The organism is Pseudoalteromonas sp. SG43-8 (assembly GCF_014164245.1).
GTDB classification, from domain to species: domain Bacteria; phylum Pseudomonadota; class Gammaproteobacteria; order Enterobacterales; family Alteromonadaceae; genus Pseudoalteromonas; species Pseudoalteromonas distincta.
In genome coordinates, this window is record NZ_JACJEX010000002.1 from 138,997 (window position 1) to 156,509 (window position 17,513).

Below are 17,513 nucleotides of genomic sequence, written 5' to 3' on the forward strand. Positions count from 1 at the left end.
CTATGGATGGCTACTATAATTATGCCATTAGATGCTTATCTAACGCTTTTTATTTTTGCACTTACGGTGACTGGATTAATTGTTATTCAAGGAAGGCCTGTCGCTGTTTTTGGAGCGACACTTATTGCTTTGATAGCTTGTGATTTGGTTACTAAAGAACAATTTTTAACAAGCATTGCAAACCCTGGTTTAGTGACTTTAATTTTACTTGTATTGTGCTCTTTAGCACTTGAAAAAACACGTTTGTTAAGGGTTGTCGCATCTAAAATAATTGTGAGTAGCTACCATTCTACTTGGTTTAGGTTATTTGGAGTTACTACACTTTTTTCGTCTATTTTAAATAATACAGCTGTTGTCGCTACGTTACTTTCTCCTATACGTAATAATCCTCACCACTTTTCGAGCAAACTACTGTTACCTCTTTCCTACGCTTCTATTCTAGGTGGTACTTTAACACTTATAGGAACGTCAACTAATTTGATTGTTAACTCAATGTATATTGAGGCTTCTGGACGTTCACTGTCGTTTTTTTCGTTCACAGCAATTGGGGCTATTTTAGTTGTTTGCTGTGGTGTTGTTATGTATTTTTGCACGAATATGTTACCCAGTATTGAGCAAAAAAAGGCGACCTCTGAAGGGTATTTTATTGATGCTAAGGTTGCTGAAAACTCTGAGCTTATCGGGCGTTCCGTTGAAGCTAATGGCTTGAGGCATTTAGAGTCATTGTTTTTAGTTGAAATAGTGAGAAAGGGGCACTTAATTAGCCCCGTGTCTCCTTCGGAGGTTATACAGTGCTCTGATAGGCTTATATTTTGTGGCGAAGTTACTAAGTTACTTCAGCTTGGACAATTTACAGGCTTAGAGATTTTTGCTGAAAAAAACGGTACGTTAAATAGTAATTTAACTGAAGTGGTGGTTAGACAAGAAAGTATTATTGTTGGTAAAACCTTAAAAACAACAGGTTTTAGGGCTTTATTTGATGCCGCTGTAGTTGCAATTAGACGCGATGGTGAGCAGGTCTCTGGAAAGTTAGGGGATGTTGTAATTCGTTCTGGTGACTTTTTAGTCTTAGCGGTGGGTAAAGATTACAAAACAAGAACCAATATTAATAAAAACTTTTTAGTACTTTCTGGTGTTGAGCCTGAATCAAGAATAAATGGGTGGCGTGCTTGGCTATCTATTGGTGGGTTTATTTCAATCATTGTGCTGGCCGCTTTTGGTATTCTAGATTTATTAGAAGGTTTGGTATTATTACTCGGAGCGTTATTATTCACTCATAGTTTAACTACGAATGAGCTAGTTAGGCGCTTTCCAGTTGATGTTTGGTTAGTTGTTTCGTCGGCAATTTTGCTTTCAAATGCTTTAGTTAATTCTGGTGTAGTAGTTACATTAGGCGTTTTTATTGGCCAGTATAACGATCCGAGTTATGTATATATTGCTTTAATTTTTGTTTATATAGCAACTTGGTTAATGACTGAGTTTGTGACTAATAACGCGGCAGCAGCATTAATGTTTCCTATAGGTTATACAATTGCGCTTGGGTTTGGAGTAGATGTATTGCCGTTTGTTATGACAGTTGCTTTTGCTGCAAGTGGAAGCTTTATAAGCCCTTATGGTTATCAAACTAATTTAATGGTTTTTAATGCCGGTAACTATAGATTAAATGACTTTGTTAAAATGGGCTTACCTGTCAGTGTTGTTTATGCAGTGGTTGTTTTAGTTTGTATTCCGGTGTTTTTTCCATTTAAGTAGACATGTAATGGACTATATTGTCACATTTTAAATTATATTACGTCGGTGTGGGGTTACCTCGGGCCGTATAAGAATAAAAGGTAAGGTATATTAATGAGCCAGGATGAAAATATAGTATGGCACACGCAAACGGTGTCACGAGAACAAAAGCAAGGTCATAAAGGACATAAGCCGGTTTTGCTTTGGTATACGGGATTAAGTGGCTCAGGTAAATCGACTATTGCTAATGCGGTGGAATCAAAATTATTTGAATTAGGTTGTCATACTTATTTGTTAGATGGTGACAATGTTCGTATGGGTCTAAATAAAGGGCTCACATTTAGCGATGAAGACCGTATTGAAAATATTCGTCGTATTAGTGAAGTTGCTAAGTTATTTGTTGATGCTGGCTTAATAGTGTCGACAGCATTTATTTCTCCATTTGCTACAGATCGTGCCCAGGCTCGCAGTATTATGGCCAACGGTGAGTTTATTGAGGTGTTTATTGATACTCCAATAGAAGTATGCGAAAGCCGCGATCCTAAAGGTTTGTATAAAAAAGCGAGAGCTGGCGAAATACCTAACTTTACGGGGATTAGCTCTGCTTTTGATGTACCAATATCACCAGAGTTACATGTAAAAACAGCACAGCAAAGTATTGAACAAAGTGTTGAGCAAATTATTCAGTATTTAAAAGAAAAAGAAGTTATAAAATTATAGGTATTCAGATTTTGATACCTGAATAATTTAAAGATTAACCGCTTAGTTAAGCAAAGTACTTTGTTTTCTGACTTTGAGACTATTATGAAATACGATGTTTTTAATGGTGATGCTGATGGTATTATCGCATTACTTCAGTTACAACTCGCTAATCCGACAGACACAGTTAAAGTAACTGGGGTTAAGCGTGATATTCAGTTACTAAAAAAAGTAACACCACAATCAGGCGACTGTATTCGTGTGCTTGATATTTCAATGGAAAAAAATATGCCAGCTCTTCATGATGCTTTAACGGCTGGCGCTAAAGTTATGTATGTTGACCATCACAAAGCAGGTGACATTCCTAATCACGCAAATTTATTTCCTCATATAGATCTGGATGCAAATATGTGCACCAGTTTAATTGTGAGTGATTTACTTAATAATCAATTCCACCTGTGGGCAATTACTGCTGCATATGGTGATAATTTATTTGCAAAGGCTGATGCTGAAGCTGATAAGTTAAAACTGACTGAATTACAAAAATCGCAGCTAAAAGCATTTGGTACGTATATTAATTATAATGGTTATGGGAGTGAAGTTGCTGATTTACATTTTTCTCCAGAAAATCTTTACGAGCAACTTTTGCAATATAAATCGCCGCTTGATGCCATTAACGATGAAAACTCTGCTTACTATACTTTAGAGCGTGCTTATAAAGCTGATATGAAAAAAGCTGCAGGGGCTAAAGTTCTGCATGATTGTGATACTGCCAAAGTTATTTTATTAGATAATGAGCCTTGGGCGCGTCGTGTTAGTGGTGTATTAGGTAATGATTTAGCTAACCAAGCGCCGACTAAAGCGCATGGTGTTGTTACAAGCAATAATAAGGGAAGTTACACTGTTAGCGTACGCGCTCCGCTTAGTAATAAGCAGGGGGCTGTTGGTGTATGCAGTAAGTTTGCAACAGGTGGTGGACGTGCGGCTGCTGCTGGAATTAATGAGCTGCCTGAGACGCAACTTTCAAATTTTATAACTGAACTAGTAGGTTACTATAAGTAATGTATTTATAAGAGTTCTAAATCTTATCTATTAAGTGAACACTCATAAAATAAGTAATAGCTATCACAACAGAGAAGACAAGGAGAAGTAATAATTACTCGTAGGCGACAAGCTTGCTGGCGCAATCATATAACTTATAACTTCTCGGCGTAGCAGCTCGGTGCTGTAGATGATAAAATTATTTTTAAGTGAATACTCATAAAATCAAAATGATTAATACTATAAATATTAAGGGAATAAAATGAAAGTTGCCGTAGTAGGTACGGGCTATGTAGGCCTTTCTAATGCTATGTTGTTAGCACAGCACAATGAAGTTGTTGCATTAGATATAGACGAACACAAAATTGCGCTTTTAAATAATAAAAAGTCACCAATAGTTGATACTGAAATTAGTGAGTTTTTAACACGTAGTGATTTAAATTTTACAGCAACTACCGACAAAGTAGCTGCCTATAAAAATGCTGATTTTGTAATTATTGCTACACCAACCGATTACGATGTTGAAAACAATTATTTTAATACAAGCTCAGTAGAAGCTGTAATTAAAGATGCGATAGCGCATAACCCAAATGCGGTTATGGTTATTAAGTCGACTATACCGGTTGGTTTTACGCAAAATATTAAAGAGACGTTGGGTATTAGTAACTTAATATTTTCGCCAGAGTTTTTACGTGAAGGTAAAGCACTACACGATAACTTATACCCCTCGCGTATTGTTGTAGGTGAGCAAAGTGAGCGCGCAAGTGTGTTTGCTAACTTACTTAAGCAAGGTGCTATCAAAGAAGATATTGAAGTACTTTTTACTGACTCAACAGAAGCCGAAGCTATTAAGTTGTTCTCAAACACTTATTTAGCTATGCGTGTGGCTTATTTTAATGAGCTTGATAGCTACGCTGAATCACATGGCTTAAACTCTAAGCAAATTATACAAGGTGTTAGTTTAGACCCACGTATTGGTGATCATTACAATAACCCATCATTTGGCTACGGTGGCTACTGCTTACCAAAAGATACAAAGCAATTACGTGCAAACTATGCAAATGTACCAAACAATATTATTGGTGCGATTGTTGATGCTAATACGACACGTAAAGACTTTATTGCGGACTCAATAATTAAGCGTAGCCCTAAAGTGGTTGGTGTATATCGTTTAGTAATGAAAACAGGGTCTGATAACTTTAGAGCTTCTGCTATTCAAGGCATTATGAAGCGAATTAAAGCTAAAGGTATTGAAGTAGTCGTTTACGAACCAGTACTTGAAGAAAATGAGTTCTATCACTCACGTGTTATTAAAGACTTAAATGAATTCAAGCAAATATCTGACGTTGTAGTATCTAACCGTATGGTTGAAGAGCTCAGTGATATTGCAGACAAAGTTTATACACGCGATTTATTTGGTAGCGATTAATAAACAAAGTTTAAAGGCTAAAGGTTAAAGGCTAAAGGCTAAAAGTTAAAGTATAAGTCAAAAACTAAGGTAAATTTATATTAGGGGGCGTTGTGCAATTTGAGGACTTAAATGTATGGCAGCGCTCTGCCGATTTAGCTTGTGAAGTTTTTATTTATTTTAAGGCAAGTAAGCAATTTGGTTTAAAAGATCAAATTACACGCTCTGCATTATCAATTTCATCAAATATTGCTGAGGGTTATGAGAGAGAGACAGCTAAAGATTACTGCCGTTTTCTCTCTTACTCTAAAGGTAGCTGTGGTGAACTTCGCTCACAAATATATATTGCCTTAAAAATTGGTGAGGTTGATACAAAAACAGCAGAAATCTGGATAGAAGAGTCTAGGCAGTTATCAAAAATGATATCGGCCTTAATGAAAACTATTGAAACTTGGGATTAGGCTTTTAGTCTTCAACTTTTAACTTTTAACTTTATCAGCTTAAAGATTAGGTAATTATGAAATATTTAGTAACGGGTGCTGCTGGTTTTATTGGCGCGGCAACATGTCAAAAATTGTTAGCGGCCGGTCATGTAGTAGTTGGTATCGATAACCTTAACGACTATTACGATGTAAATTTAAAGCTGGCTCGTTTAGCGCTGTTTGAAAGCCATGAAGCATTTACATTTATTAAGCTTGATATAAGTGAACGCCCAGCAATGAGCGAGTTATTTAAAACACAGCAGTTTGATAAAGTAATACATTTAGCAGCGCAAGCTGGAGTTAGGTATTCAATAGAAAACCCTGATGCTTATGCCGATTCTAATTTAGTAGGGCACTTAAATGTGCTTGAAGGATGTCGTAATACTAAAGTTAAGCACTTGATTTATGCTTCATCTAGCTCTGTATATGGCTTAAACGAAAAAACACCATTTGAAACAACCGATAGTGTCGATCACCCTGTGTCGTTTTATGCAGCAACCAAAAAAGCCAATGAGCTAATGGCGCATAGCTATTCTCATTTATATAGTTTACCTACAACAGGCTTACGCTTTTTTACTGTATATGGCCCATGGGGTCGCCCAGATATGGCACCGTATATTTTTACTAAAAAAATACTTGCCGGCGACACTATTGATATAAATAACAACGGCGATATGTGGCGTGACTTTACTTACATAGATGACATTGTAGAAGGTGTTGTTCGTGCTGCCGATGTTATACCTGTTGCAAACCCAGATTGGAAAGTTGAAACAGGTTCACCTGCTTCTAGCTCTGCTCCGTATGCGGTTTATAATATTGGTCACGGTAGCCCAATAAACCTAATGAAGTTTATTGAAGCCATTGAAGCTGAATTAGGCACTGAAGCTAAAAAGAACTTCCGTGAAATGCAAGCTGGCGATGTTTATAAAACTTATGCTGATACTACCGACTTATTTAATGCAACAGGCTATGAAGCGCAAGTTTGTGTTAAGCAAGGCGTAAGTGAGCTTATTAAGTGGTATAAAGACTTTTATAAGTAAAAGTTACAATTTATAAGTCATTTAAAAACACTGTTTTCAATTTGAGGCAGTGTTTTTTATTGGCTTAAATAAAGTCATGTTAGATGAGCGCGAAATAAATTCGCACCTACAGGGTGCATATATCGTAGGTGAGGTTTTACACCTCGCTTTTGGACAGGTTAAGTTACATTAGCGCGAAATAAATTCGCACCTACAGGAACGTATATTGTAGGTGAGGTTTTACACCTCGCTTTGGTAAAGTTAAATTACATTAGCGCGAAATAAATTCGCACCTACAGGGTATTAAAAATTAGCAAATACACCTAATCTAGCAAATGTTTCCCCGTATATATCCTTTCCTTGATACAGCTCAGCTCCCCAACTTTTAGCGCCCATTATTGGTTTACTTAACTTACGTGTGTATGCTGTTTGTAACTCATAACTTGTTTTATAACCATCACGTTTATTTTCAAGCATACGAATAGTGGTATTTAAGCTTTCTATTTTACTTAATTGCCAATGCCAGCTTACGCTCATAGATTTAGCTGGTGTGTAGTCGGTGTAGTCATGCTCATCACCTAGCCAATGGCCAATAACATTACCTGAATTACGGTTGCCATCAAGGTAGAGACGGTTGTTATACCAACCTTTTTGTAAGTTACTATGCTCAAAACGTAGGCTGTGGTTATTAGCAATAAAAGGTAAGTAGAGTCCAAAACTGTAGGCATTATTACGAGATCCACCTAACGTGTCTTCAAGCGCAACCTCGCCATAAAACTCATAAGGAAGTGCGTAAATACTATTGTTGTAGGCAAATGTTATGGATCCTAGTTGATCGCCAAGCTCAAAGTTTTCTCCAAACTCATCGGCATCATTACTACCCACGTTATCTTTACTTCCAGGAGTAAAAAAGCCTTCTGCAAAGTCTTTTAACGTAACTGTTCGAGGGCCGCCTCCAAATTGCATTAAACGGCTTAAACCTATTGTTAAATTATCAGTTGCTGCAAAGCTTGTGTGTAAACCAAATAAATAAGGCTTGCCTGGCTCATATACATTAGCGACACCTGTTTGTCGACCTTCTTTTAAAATGCCACGTTGCTCGGTCATTTTGCTAATAAACATATCATAACGAATATTAAAGCTGGTTATTGGTTCTACATTGCTAAGCGTTATAGAAGGCGTTGTTTTAGCTTGTGTACTTAATAGCATAGCGCTGTCGTTAAATGGTGAATACCAATGCTCTCGGTAACCTACATCTAACTGCGCATATTTATTACCAAGGTAAAAAAAGCTTTGTGTAGGTAATATTTCGTCTTCGTTGGCTATGCCTGCAACACTTACACCAAAATAACGGCCAAAGTTAGCATAAGCGCCACCTTCAACTATTAGGTTTGTTTTTGTTGTTTGGCCGCGTTGGTTCGGCAGTGTTTTATCTTTTGTGCCAGCAGCAAGCGCTACTTTTGCAAATGACCCCGCATCGCTTTGAATATAAGGACTAAGTTGGTACGAAAGTGTTTGATATAACTCTGGATAAGTATGCCTTACTGTTTGCAGTACTCTATAAATATCGTGAGCTTTATAAGGCTTGCTCATAATATGTGTGTTTTTACTTACGGCTAAAAGTCGTTGTACTTGGTGCTCAAGTTCTGGGGCTTGATTTAAAGGTAAGTAGGGTGATACGCCACCTTTAGCAACAGCATTTGCACTGATTGCCATCCCGATAAACAGTGATATTTTTTTGAGCATAATTATTCCGTTAGCAAAAATTTGTTTAAGTAAAAACGTTAACGCGAGGTTAGCAATAAACGCCTAAGTAAGGAAGAAAAAAGCGATATATTAGTGGGGATATATAGGAGTAGGCTATCATTCGCAGGTGATAGACTATCCGTTAAATTCGAGCGCGTTTTGCATGTAGTGTTTTGCTATAAAGCAGGTGGCGAACGCATTTAATAAGTTATACCTACAAAAAATAGATTTATAAGTTATTTATTCACAAAGAGGTTAAGAGGGCGCTGCGCTTTAGAGAAGTAAAAATACATAATTACTATTATTTTAATGTCTTCTCATTTACTCCTCTTTTGCTTCTCTTTGTGTAATAGGGTTTAAGTAATTTATTCACAAAGAGGTTAAGATGGCGCTGCGCTTTAGTGAAGGCAAAAGTAGGTAGTCTATTAAGTATAAATATTAAAAGCTGCGCTTTTCGCGTGAGCAAGCTCTACGTTACCGGTAAGGTTTACGCCTCACTTTTAAAGCTCTAATAAACAAAAAACCCGATGGTACTGTGTACCATCGGGGTTTTTTAATCGTTTTAGTAAACCTAAACTTTAAATTCGTCTACAGACAAGCGAAGCTCTTCAGCAAGTTTTGCTACTTCTGAACTTGAGATATTAGTTTGGTTTGCGCCTTCGGCTGTTTGCTCTGCGATGGCTACAATCGACTCAAGGCGTTCGCTAATTTCTTGTGCTACTTGTTGTTGCTCAAGTGCGGCAGTCGAAATTTCTTCACTTACGTCGTGAGCTTGCGAAACCGCAAATGTAATCGAATCAAGTGCGCTACTTGCTAGGTCGGTTTGCTCAACACACGATACAGCGCGTTGCTTACCTTTGCTCATTGCCGTTACTGCAGCTTCAGCGCCTGTTTGTAGCGACTCAATCATTGATTGTATCTCTTGGGTGGACTCTTGAGTTTTACTCGCTAGAGAGCGCACTTCGTCAGCTACAACAGCAAAGCCTCGGCCGTATTCACCAGCTCGCGCAGCTTCAATTGCGGCATTTAGTGCAAGTAGGTTAGTTTGATCCGCTATTCCGCGTATTACATCTAATATGCTGCCAATTGATGCGCTATCTTGATGCAGTTTATTTATAACTTGTGAGGCGTCGTCTACTTCACGTGCTAGTTGTTCAATCGTTGCTTTATTGTTATTCGAAATACCTTTAACGCGTTCAGCTTCTTTATCAGCATTTTTAATTTCGCTAAGTGCTTGTTGAGCGCTGTTACTAACTGTTTGCGATGTACTGCTCATTTCGGTTGTTGCAGTAGCTGCTTGTTCAACTTGTGCTTGCTGGTTACGAATTGCTTGGCTTGATTCTGAGGTAATGGCCGATGTTTGCTCTGATGCTGCTGCAAGTTGAGTAGAGCGCGAAATAATACCTTTAATTAGGCTGCGTAGGCTGTCAATTAGTGTATTACAACTTTTAGATAGTTCGCCAAACTCGTCTTGAGCGCTGTCGTCTAAACGTTGTGTCATGTCGCCACTGGCAACAATATCTAAAATGCGATTAACTTCGGCAAGTGGTTTAGTAATGCGGCTAACAGTAATAATGGCAATCACAATTGCTAAAAGAGTGGCTATAACCATACCAACCCAGGTCCATAAATTAGCTGAGTCAACGTCGCTGCGCACACCTTGTTGTAATTTAAACGCAACGTCACTCGCTTGATTAACTAGTTCGTCAATTTGGTTAAGTGCCATTTTGGTGGCTTGCTCTGACTGTGCAAGCTCTGATTGCGTAAGCGTAATCGAATCAATTAAACGTTTTTTGTTTGCTGCTAAGCTGTTACTGCCCTTTATGTTATTTTCTAAAACATCAACATACTCTTTTAGGCTTGAATATAAGTCGCTATGCGTTTGCTCTATTGCTGGCTTAATTAAATCAACGGTACGTATTACCTCTTCAAGGTAATACGTTTGCTCGTTTTTAACAATATCGAGAGTGTTAAGCGTTTTAACGGTTAGCATGTCGGTGCTGTTACTAACTACCGACATAAAGTTGTTTTCTAAATTATTTGCAGCTTGATAAGCGCGAGGGTGGTTTTGTTCAAACCCGTCAATGTCGATAATGTCGAGTACAACAGAGTTAGCATCTTCTGCACTTAGTTCTATATTTTCTAATTGTGCTTTTAATGTTTTATTTAATGCTAGTTGTTTTGCTTTGTCTTCTAATAAATTTTCAACTGAGCTTAAAAAGCTTAAGTAGGTTTTTTCTACATTTTGGCTACTTTGATTAAGCGCAGCATCGTTTTTTACTACGTCTTGAAGCTCACGGTGCAGCGTGTTGAACAATTGTTTTTGCTCAAGGACCTGAGCTTTTATTGGCGCAAGCTCATTGGCTGATGTTGTGTAAAAGCTCGCTTGTGCGGCTTTACTCATTAAAATAAATTCGGCTTGTAGCTCAGAGCTTTTATTTAATGCTGGGAGGGATAGTTGGTTCACTTTTTGAGTGGAACGGTCGATATTTGCAATTTTTATTAAGGAATTACCACCAATTATTAATAATAATAGTGTGATAAATATAAAACCACCCCAAATACGCTGGCTTACTGTCAGGTTCATAAGATTTCCACTCAAAAAGTACTTCAATTAAAACTTATCGGCGTTTGTACCAATAAGTTAAGTAATTAAAATCAATTACTTTAATTAATTTTAACTATTAATTGATAAATCTAACAGATGTATTGTTTTTTTTCAGTTTATTTAGACGAAAGGTGGGAATTTTCTACAATTACTTTTTTAGTACTCAGCTCCATTAGGCTCATGGTGTTACCCCATACGCAGCCTGTATCTAGGGCGTGAACCCGTGAATTACCTGTTCTACCTTCAAGTGCGGCCCAGTGGCCAAAAATAATATCGTGTTTAGATTTAGCTATATTGGGGTGGTTAAACCAAGGAGTGAGAGTTTCGCTGTCGGTTATTGCACCCTTTGCATTAAGCTCGAGTGTGTTATCACTTGTTAAAAAACGCATGCGGGTAAAGTAATTAACTATGTATCTAAACTTTGCAAAGTCATCAAGGGTATTCGACCACTTAGCGGGGTGAGGCTGATACATGTGTTCAAAAAACGCTTTTGCGTTACTTGATTGATAACAGCTTTGTGCAAATTGGGCTTGTTTTAGCGCATCTTCAACAGACCAATCAGGGTTTAACCCCGCGTGAGATATAAAGCAGTTATGTTTTATAAGCTCTAATGCCAATGGCTGGGTTTGTAAAAAAGCGATGTAGTTAGCCAATTTAGGGCTTTCAAATATTGAGTTTAATTTATCGTTTGGATTAGTGGGTTTGTTAAGAAAGTAGCAGGCAATCATGTGAAGGTCGTGATTGCCTAAAGTGATGGTCATGCTATTTTGATGTTGGTAAATATAGTCTAAGCAGGCTAGGGAGTCTGGCCCGCGAGCAACTATGTCGCCAACTAAATATAGGTGATCTTTACTTGGGTTAAAATCAACCCGTTGTAAAAGGGTGTTAAATTCACTAAAACACCCTTGTAAATCACCTATCGCATAATCTGCCATCTAAGTGCTTAATGCAAAATGTTAGGGCAAGCCAAACGAAACACATTAATAGGCGCCTGAAACTCAGAGCCAAACTCGTTGCGTAACGTGTAATGGCCTTGCATAGTGCCTACAGGTGTATCTAAAATTGCACCGCTGGTGTATTTATAGCTTTCGCCTGGGCCAATATCTGGCATTTCGCCAACAACGCCTTCGCCTTCAACTTCTACTTGTTTGCCATTTGCATCGGTAATTAACCAATAGCGGCTCAGTAATTTTGCACTGCATAAACTATGGTTTTTAATTGTTACCGAGTAAGCAAATACGTATTTTTCAAGCTCAGGTTGAGATTGACCTTCTACGTAAAATGTTTCTACAGATACCTTTACAGGCGATCCAATGTTACTGCTTGTTGTCATAAATCCAGTTAGCTATATCAATAAATTGTTGTAAAGATAAGCGCTCAGCACGCAGCGTTATATCAATGCCAATGTTAGTTAGTTCTTCTGCGGTAAGTAAGTTACCTAAACTATTACGTAGCGTTTTACGGCGCTGGTTAAATGCTTCTAAACACACGGTGTTTAAAATTTTAACGCTTTTTGCTGTACGTTGCTCTGGCTTTTTAGGTATTAAACGAATAACAGCAGAGTCAACTTTTGGCGCTGGTTTGAAGCACTCAGGTGGTACTTCAACAACCGGCATTGCATTACAGTAGTATTGAGTCATTACGCTTAAGCGGCCAAATGTTTTACTACCTGGGCCTGCTACCATGCGTTTTACTACTTCTTTTTGAAGCATAAAGTGCATGTGCTCAATATGATCTGAAAATTCAAAAAGGTGAAACAATAACGGTGTCGAAATATTGTAAGGTAAGTTACCAAACACTTTTAATTTTTTGTCATCGCGAACCAAGCTTGCAAAGTCAAACGTCATTGCATCGCCTTGGTTAACGGTTAATTTAGGACCCAAAAATGGGTGTTCAATTAATCGTTGTGCTAAGTCTTTATCTAATTCAACAACCGTTAAATGGCCGCTTAAGTCGGCTACTGGCTCAGTAATTGCGCCAAGGCCGGGGCCAATTTCTACTAAGTTGTCTTCTGGTTTAGGATCAATCGCAGAGACTATTTTATCGATGATAGATTCATCAAATAAAAAGTTTTGCCCAAAACGCTTACGAGCGCGGTGTCCTAAATGTACTTTATCGGTCATTGATTTTGTGCTTTTTCTTGGGCGAGCTTAATTGCTTCGCGGATCGCTAATTCAAAACTGCCAACGTCAGCTGTACCAGTACCTGCTAAATCGAGTGCAGTACCGTGGTCAACTGAGGTGCGGATAAATGGTAAGCCAAGGGTAATATTTACCGATTTACCAAATCCTTTGTATTTTAGCACAGGTAATCCCTGATCGTGATACATAGCAAGTACTGCATCTGCTTCAGATAGGTATTTATGTTGAAATAAGGTATCGGCCGGTAGTGGGCCAATTAAATTCATCCCTTCACTTCTAAGTATTTCGAGCGTTGGGGTGATTGTTTCTATTTCTTCACGGCCTAAATGGCCATCTTCACCTGCATGTGGGTTTAAGCCACACACTAAAATACGTGGTTTTTCTATCCCAAACTTAGTTTGTAGGTCGTGATTTAAAATACCCGCTACTTTAGTTAAGCGCTCAGGAGTAATGGCACGCGATACATACGCAAGTGGAATATGCGTGGTTACAAGTGCAACGCGTAAACCTTCAGTTGCAAGCATCATAACTACATCTGCAGTATTTGATTGCTGCGCAAAATACTCAGTGTGTCCGCTAAATGAAATGCCCGCTTTGTTAATAATGCCTTTGTGAACAGGGCCCGTAACAACCGCATCGAACGTGCCATCCATGTTTTTTTCACTTGCTATACGCAAGGTATCTAACACGTATTGGCCGTTACCGTCATTTAGTACGCCAAGCTCTACATCCGCACCTAAATCAACCTGATGAATATACAAACTGCCCGCAGGTGCTGCTATGGCGGGGGCATTATCATCAAATTTAATTAAGTTTATTGTTAAGCCTAAATGCTTTGCACGCTCTTTTAATAGTTTGCCATCAGCAATCGCTATTAGTTGAGCGTCCCACGCTTGCTGAGCAAGCGTGAGTAGCAAATCAGGGCCAATACCGGCTGGTTCACCCGGTGTAATAGCAATTCTTAGAGTCATATTTATTAGTCTATAGGGAAAATTTCAACGTGAGCTTGCTCGCGCATTTCTTGCTGCCAGTTAAAACTTTCTTCCTTAAATTTACGGTTAAACAACATGCCATGAGCACGGTTACGTTTAGCTAGTTCAGTTTTATCAGCTACACGTTTGCCAAGTAACTGCACAATATGCCAACCAAACTGTGTTCTAAACGGTTCGCTTATTTCATTTTCTTTAAGAGAAAGTAATGTATCTTTAAACGCAGGTACGTAGGTAGTTGGATCTGTCCAATCGTATTCGCCACCTTTAAGTGCAGAGCCTGGATCTTCTGAGTACTCTTTAGCAAGTTCACCAAAGTCGGCTGTTCCTGCACGTAAGTCTTTTGCAAAGCCTGCAAGCATTGAGCGTGCTTTTTCTTCACTTAAAATAATTGAAGGTTTAATAAGTATATGGCGTGAACGTACTTCAGTTGTTTCTACAACTTGTAGGCCACGAACGTCTTGTACTTTAATGATATGAAAACCAGCACCAGAGCGAAGTGGACCAACAATAGCGCCTTTCTTTTGGCCTTTTACTGCTTCAGCAAAAAGCGATGGCATTTCGTTAATGCCCATGTAACCAAGTTGTCCACCTTCAAGTGCTTTAGAGCCGCTTGATGATGAAATAGCAATACGCTTAAACTCTTGGCCATCGTTTAATAGCTCAATAACCTTATCTGCACGTGTTTTTGCATCAGCAATTTCGTCAGCTGTCGCATCGTTAGGGATATCTATTAAAATATGACCAATGTCGTACTCTTCAGCACTTTGACCTTGGGTTTCCATAATTTTTAAAAGGTTATCAACTTCTTGTTCGCTAATATAAATACGACGATCAACGCTTGCACGTGTTACTTGCTGCGTTGTGATTTCTTTACGAATTTCTTCACGGTAAGCTTGAAAGCTTTCGCCCGAACCTTCAATAGTGCGGCGTAAGTCGGCAATTGTTCCGCCTTGCTCTTTTGCCATGTTAGCGAGAGTTTGATCGAGTTGGCTGTCTGAGATTTGTAATCCCATACGCTCAGCCATTTGCATCATAAGCGCCTGATTAACTAAACGCTCTACAGCTTGTACACGAAGTGTTTCATCTTTTGGTAATTGCTGGCCTTGTTCTTGTGCTTGCTTTTTAACACGATCAATTATGGTGTCTACTTCGCTTTTTAAAATTACGCCTTGGTTTACAACGCCAATAACTTTATCTATTTCTACTGGTGCAGCCATTACACTTTGACAAAGGCTGGCACTTAAAACTGCTGATGTTAATAATTTTTTTAAATTCATATTCTTTTTACTACTCTTACTGATAGTACTCTAGTTACTAAGAAAATACGGTCTACGATAGCCAAAAATACCTTGTTGTAATAATTTTTGTGCATCATAACGGCTTTTACTGCCAAGTCCTTTTAATACAAAATTCAAACTAATACCTGAATCAAAAGTTGCTTGTTCTTGTCCTATTGACTGATTTAAATCAGTTTCAATTTGGCGATGGCCAGTAATTTGGATAGCCCAACAGCATGATTCATACTGTAATCCGCTCAATACTTCGATACTTCTGTTGTTTTCAAGATCTCGATGATAGCTCGCAATAAATTGCCATTCGTCGCTAATAGGAATACTTGTAAATACACCTGCTTGCTCGATTGTATTTCCTGAGACATCATTTGCATAGCGATGGTTCAATTGTACTAGCTGATTATTATCACCTTTATAATCAAGCGTTACATTTGACTGTACCATTTGCTTGCCATCTGTATCATATTGAATACCTCCAGCGAGGTACCAACGGCGGTGCCAATGTAACATGGTTTGAGCTGCAAATAGTGCATTATAATTAGTGTCTGAGTTTAAGCCTTGCTCTGTTGGCTTGGCATCGTCACTTAAATAAAATATTTGGCCCGCACTCAAGTTAAACACTTCTTCTTGTTTTTTATCAAATAAGCGCGTTGTAGCACCTAAAGTAAACTGATTAGCAGCGGCTATACGGTCAACACCCGAAAAGCGCACGTCTCTAAATAAACCATAATAATCATCTTGCAGCTTGGTTGTATCAAACAAGCCAATATCTGACTGATCTTTATTAGGTGTATATAAATACTGAATTTGCGGCTCAAGCGTTTGTATACCATCTTCAAAAAAGTAAGATGCGTCACGCTCAAAATTAAGCTGAGAGTACAAACGTACTTTTGGGATAGTACGCGATACGGTATCGCTGTATTGCGTGCCGGTTAAGTTTCCGCTTTGCTTATAATTAGTTTGTAATAAGCTTACTTCAGATAAAAATGACCACGCATGCGTAGCGTAGTTGTAGCGTGCTTTTGGTTCTACGTGTACACGAGTTGCGCTGTCTATGGCCACTTCTGATGAATCATTAGTAAAATGGCTAATTTCGCCCGACACACTAAAGTCAAAATTATCAAAACGCCAAGGCGCTGTTTGCGTAAAATTAACTTGTGGTATTGCAGTGTATGACTCTAAGTGATCGCCGAGTACTTCAAAGTTTTGCACTTTAATATCGGTGCGCCATGTATCACCTAAATGGGTAAGTGAACCAGTACGATACAATTGAGTATCGGTTTTACTTGCGTAGTTTGAAGTTAAGTCGGTAATGTAGTTATCATCGCTCACATTGGTTACATCAACGTTTGCGCGCCAGTTTTCACCTAGGTAGCTTTGCTGTTGCCAATGAAACATGTAGCGTTCATTTAAATCAGGCTCAGAATCATCACTATCTAAGTATTCAATCCCTACTAAGCCTTCATGTTGCTCTGTTAGGTATCTAAATTCTGTTTGTAATTGCAGCCCTTTGTTAGACATATAACGAGGCGTAATAGTGGCATCAAAATTAGGTGCAATATTTAAATAATACGGCGTAATTGTTTCAAGGCCGTATTTGTCAGAGCTTGAAATAGTCGGGGTAAGTAAGCCCGATTTACGGCGTTCATCTAGCGGGAATGTAAAATAAGGTAAATATAAAACCGGTGTATCTAAAATACGCAATACGGCGTTATATGTTTCGCCCCAACCTTCTTCGCGTGAAAGGTTTATTTCGTCAGCTTCAATTTCCCATGCAGGGGTGTCACTTGGGCAAGTAGTAAAGCTTGCATTCATGAGTAATAGGCCAGACTGATTAACAGTGAGCTTTTCAGCGCCGCCTTTACCTTGTTGTTCGGTTAGGCTGTAGTCGGCGCCTAACAAACTGACTTCTGAATTATTTAAATCGGCATTTAATCCGGTGCTGTTTACTTTACTTACGTAGTCTTGATAAGTAATTGGCCCCGTTGCATTTAATAAACCACGCTGTTTGTCTATCAACGCAGTTTGTGCGGACAAACTCATCTTAAGGGTGTTAATATCAACATTGCCGGTAAATTCAGCGCTTTGAGTGCCAAGTAGCTCAACATCATCAGCTTGGATATCAACTTCACCAAGGTTAAGGCCTTCAAGTGGTTGCCAAGCTCTGGTTTGCATTGAAATGCCACAAAGGTTGTGTGCCAGTTCAGTTTCGGCAAGCGATGGTGCGCTAACTACGCTTAGCATCAATATGCCCCAGGTTTTGCTCATTTATCGACCTTAATACTTTGTGTTTAATATAATATACACATAATAAAGGAAAATAATGGCAATTACAGTAATTGACCTATAAAAAT

General features: G+C 38.5%; 14 protein-coding genes. 6 read left to right on the top strand and 8 right to left on the bottom strand.

What is annotated here, in order from left to right; genetic code table 11:
* The first annotated feature begins 21 nt into the window (after positions 1-21).
* The 6 genes from H5122_RS05785 (at position 22) to H5122_RS05810 (ending at position 6,401) form a co-directional block, all read left to right on the top strand.
* Entirely contained in the window at positions 22-1,752 is a 1,731-nt protein-coding gene (locus H5122_RS05785) for an SLC13 family permease (protein ID WP_182681665.1), read from the top strand.
* Positions 1,753-1,845: 93 nt separating this feature from the next.
* Complete coding sequence (cysC, locus tag H5122_RS05790) at positions 1,846-2,451, top strand: adenylyl-sulfate kinase (protein ID WP_024596724.1); 606 nt, start codon at positions 1,846-1,848, stop codon at positions 2,449-2,451.
* An 84-nt stretch (positions 2,452-2,535) separates the two neighbouring features.
* A complete protein-coding gene (locus H5122_RS05795; RefSeq protein WP_182681666.1) occupies positions 2,536-3,492 on the top strand; it encodes a DHH family phosphoesterase in 957 nt (318 codons plus the stop codon).
* A gap of 241 nt (positions 3,493-3,733) precedes the next feature.
* Entirely contained in the window at positions 3,734-4,900 is a 1,167-nt protein-coding gene (locus tag H5122_RS05800; protein WP_182681667.1) for a nucleotide sugar dehydrogenase, read from the top strand.
* 92 nt (positions 4,901-4,992) lie between these two features.
* Entirely contained in the window at positions 4,993-5,340 is a 348-nt protein-coding gene (locus H5122_RS05805; protein WP_182681668.1) for a four helix bundle protein, read from the top strand.
* Positions 5,341-5,396: 56 nt separating this feature from the next.
* Complete coding sequence (locus tag H5122_RS05810; protein WP_182681669.1) at positions 5,397-6,401, top strand: NAD-dependent epimerase; 1,005 nt, start codon at positions 5,397-5,399, stop codon at positions 6,399-6,401.
* A 282-nt stretch (positions 6,402-6,683) separates the two neighbouring features.
* Here H5122_RS05810 and H5122_RS05815 read toward each other — a convergent pair whose 3' ends face one another.
* The 8 genes from H5122_RS05815 to lptD all read right to left on the bottom strand — a co-directional run bounded on the left by H5122_RS05815 (position 6,684) and on the right by lptD (position 17,427).
* Positions 6,684-8,126: a capsule assembly Wzi family protein gene (locus H5122_RS05815; RefSeq protein WP_182681670.1), complete on the bottom strand. Its 1,443-nt coding sequence runs from the start codon at positions 8,124-8,126 to the stop codon at positions 6,684-6,686.
* Positions 8,127-8,697: 571 nt separating this feature from the next.
* Positions 8,698-10,713, bottom strand: a complete 2,016-nt coding sequence (locus H5122_RS05820) for a methyl-accepting chemotaxis protein (RefSeq protein WP_182681671.1) — start codon at positions 10,711-10,713, stop codon at positions 8,698-8,700.
* Positions 10,714-10,850: 137 nt separating this feature from the next.
* Positions 10,851-11,669: a symmetrical bis(5'-nucleosyl)-tetraphosphatase gene (locus H5122_RS05825; RefSeq protein ID WP_182681672.1), complete on the bottom strand. Its 819-nt coding sequence runs from the start codon at positions 11,667-11,669 to the stop codon at positions 10,851-10,853.
* Between the two features lie 8 nt (positions 11,670-11,677).
* Positions 11,678-12,067, bottom strand: a complete 390-nt coding sequence (gene apaG, locus H5122_RS05830; RefSeq protein WP_002960839.1) for a Co2+/Mg2+ efflux protein ApaG — start codon at positions 12,065-12,067, stop codon at positions 11,678-11,680.
* Complete coding sequence (rsmA, locus tag H5122_RS05835; RefSeq protein WP_182681673.1) at positions 12,051-12,857, bottom strand: 16S rRNA (adenine(1518)-N(6)/adenine(1519)-N(6))-dimethyltransferase RsmA; 807 nt, start codon at positions 12,855-12,857, stop codon at positions 12,051-12,053. The genes apaG and rsmA overlap by 17 nt, the downstream gene beginning before the upstream one ends.
* Positions 12,854-13,846 carry a 4-hydroxythreonine-4-phosphate dehydrogenase PdxA gene (pdxA, locus tag H5122_RS05840; RefSeq protein ID WP_039485530.1) on the bottom strand — a complete coding sequence of 331 codons (993 nt, stop codon included), beginning with the start codon at positions 13,844-13,846 and terminating at the stop codon, positions 12,854-12,856. Before pdxA ends, rsmA begins: the two co-directional genes overlap by 4 nt.
* Positions 13,847-13,851: 5 nt before the next feature.
* A complete protein-coding gene (gene surA, locus H5122_RS05845) occupies positions 13,852-15,144 on the bottom strand; it encodes a peptidylprolyl isomerase SurA (protein WP_182681674.1) in 1,293 nt (430 codons plus the stop codon).
* Positions 15,145-15,174: 30 nt separating this feature from the next.
* Positions 15,175-17,427 (bottom strand): LPS assembly protein LptD, encoded by a 2,253-nt coding sequence (lptD, locus tag H5122_RS05850; protein ID WP_182681675.1) that lies wholly within the window; start codon positions 17,425-17,427, stop codon positions 15,175-15,177.
* Between the last annotated feature and the right edge of the window lie 86 nt (positions 17,428-17,513).

Excerpts from the sequence above, each read along its gene's own strand:
- lptD (WP_182681675.1), bottom strand. The coding sequence starts at position 17,427 with ATGAGCAAAACCTGGGGCATATTGATGCTAAGCGTAGTTAGCGCACCA.
- H5122_RS05800 (WP_182681667.1), top strand. The coding sequence starts at position 3,734 with ATGAAAGTTGCCGTAGTAGGTACGGGCTATGTAGGCCTTTCTAATGCT.
- cysC (WP_024596724.1), top strand. The coding sequence starts at position 1,846 with ATGAGCCAGGATGAAAATATAGTATGGCACACGCAAACGGTGTCACGA.
- pdxA (WP_039485530.1), bottom strand. The coding sequence starts at position 13,846 with ATGACTCTAAGAATTGCTATTACACCGGGTGAACCAGCCGGTATTGGC.
- H5122_RS05785 (WP_182681665.1), top strand. The coding sequence starts at position 22 with ATGCCATTAGATGCTTATCTAACGCTTTTTATTTTTGCACTTACGGTG.
- surA (WP_182681674.1), bottom strand. The coding sequence starts at position 15,144 with ATGAATTTAAAAAAATTATTAACATCAGCAGTTTTAAGTGCCAGCCTT.
- H5122_RS05810 (WP_182681669.1), top strand. The coding sequence starts at position 5,397 with ATGAAATATTTAGTAACGGGTGCTGCTGGTTTTATTGGCGCGGCAACA.
- H5122_RS05820 (WP_182681671.1), bottom strand. The coding sequence starts at position 10,713 with ATGAACCTGACAGTAAGCCAGCGTATTTGGGGTGGTTTTATATTTATC.
- rsmA (WP_182681673.1), bottom strand. The coding sequence starts at position 12,857 with ATGACCGATAAAGTACATTTAGGACACCGCGCTCGTAAGCGTTTTGGG.
- H5122_RS05825 (WP_182681672.1), bottom strand. The coding sequence starts at position 11,669 with ATGGCAGATTATGCGATAGGTGATTTACAAGGGTGTTTTAGTGAATTT.
- apaG (WP_002960839.1), bottom strand. The coding sequence starts at position 12,067 with ATGACAACAAGCAGTAACATTGGATCGCCTGTAAAGGTATCTGTAGAA.
- H5122_RS05815 (WP_182681670.1), bottom strand. The coding sequence starts at position 8,126 with ATGCTCAAAAAAATATCACTGTTTATCGGGATGGCAATCAGTGCAAAT.
- H5122_RS05795 (WP_182681666.1), top strand. The coding sequence starts at position 2,536 with ATGAAATACGATGTTTTTAATGGTGATGCTGATGGTATTATCGCATTA.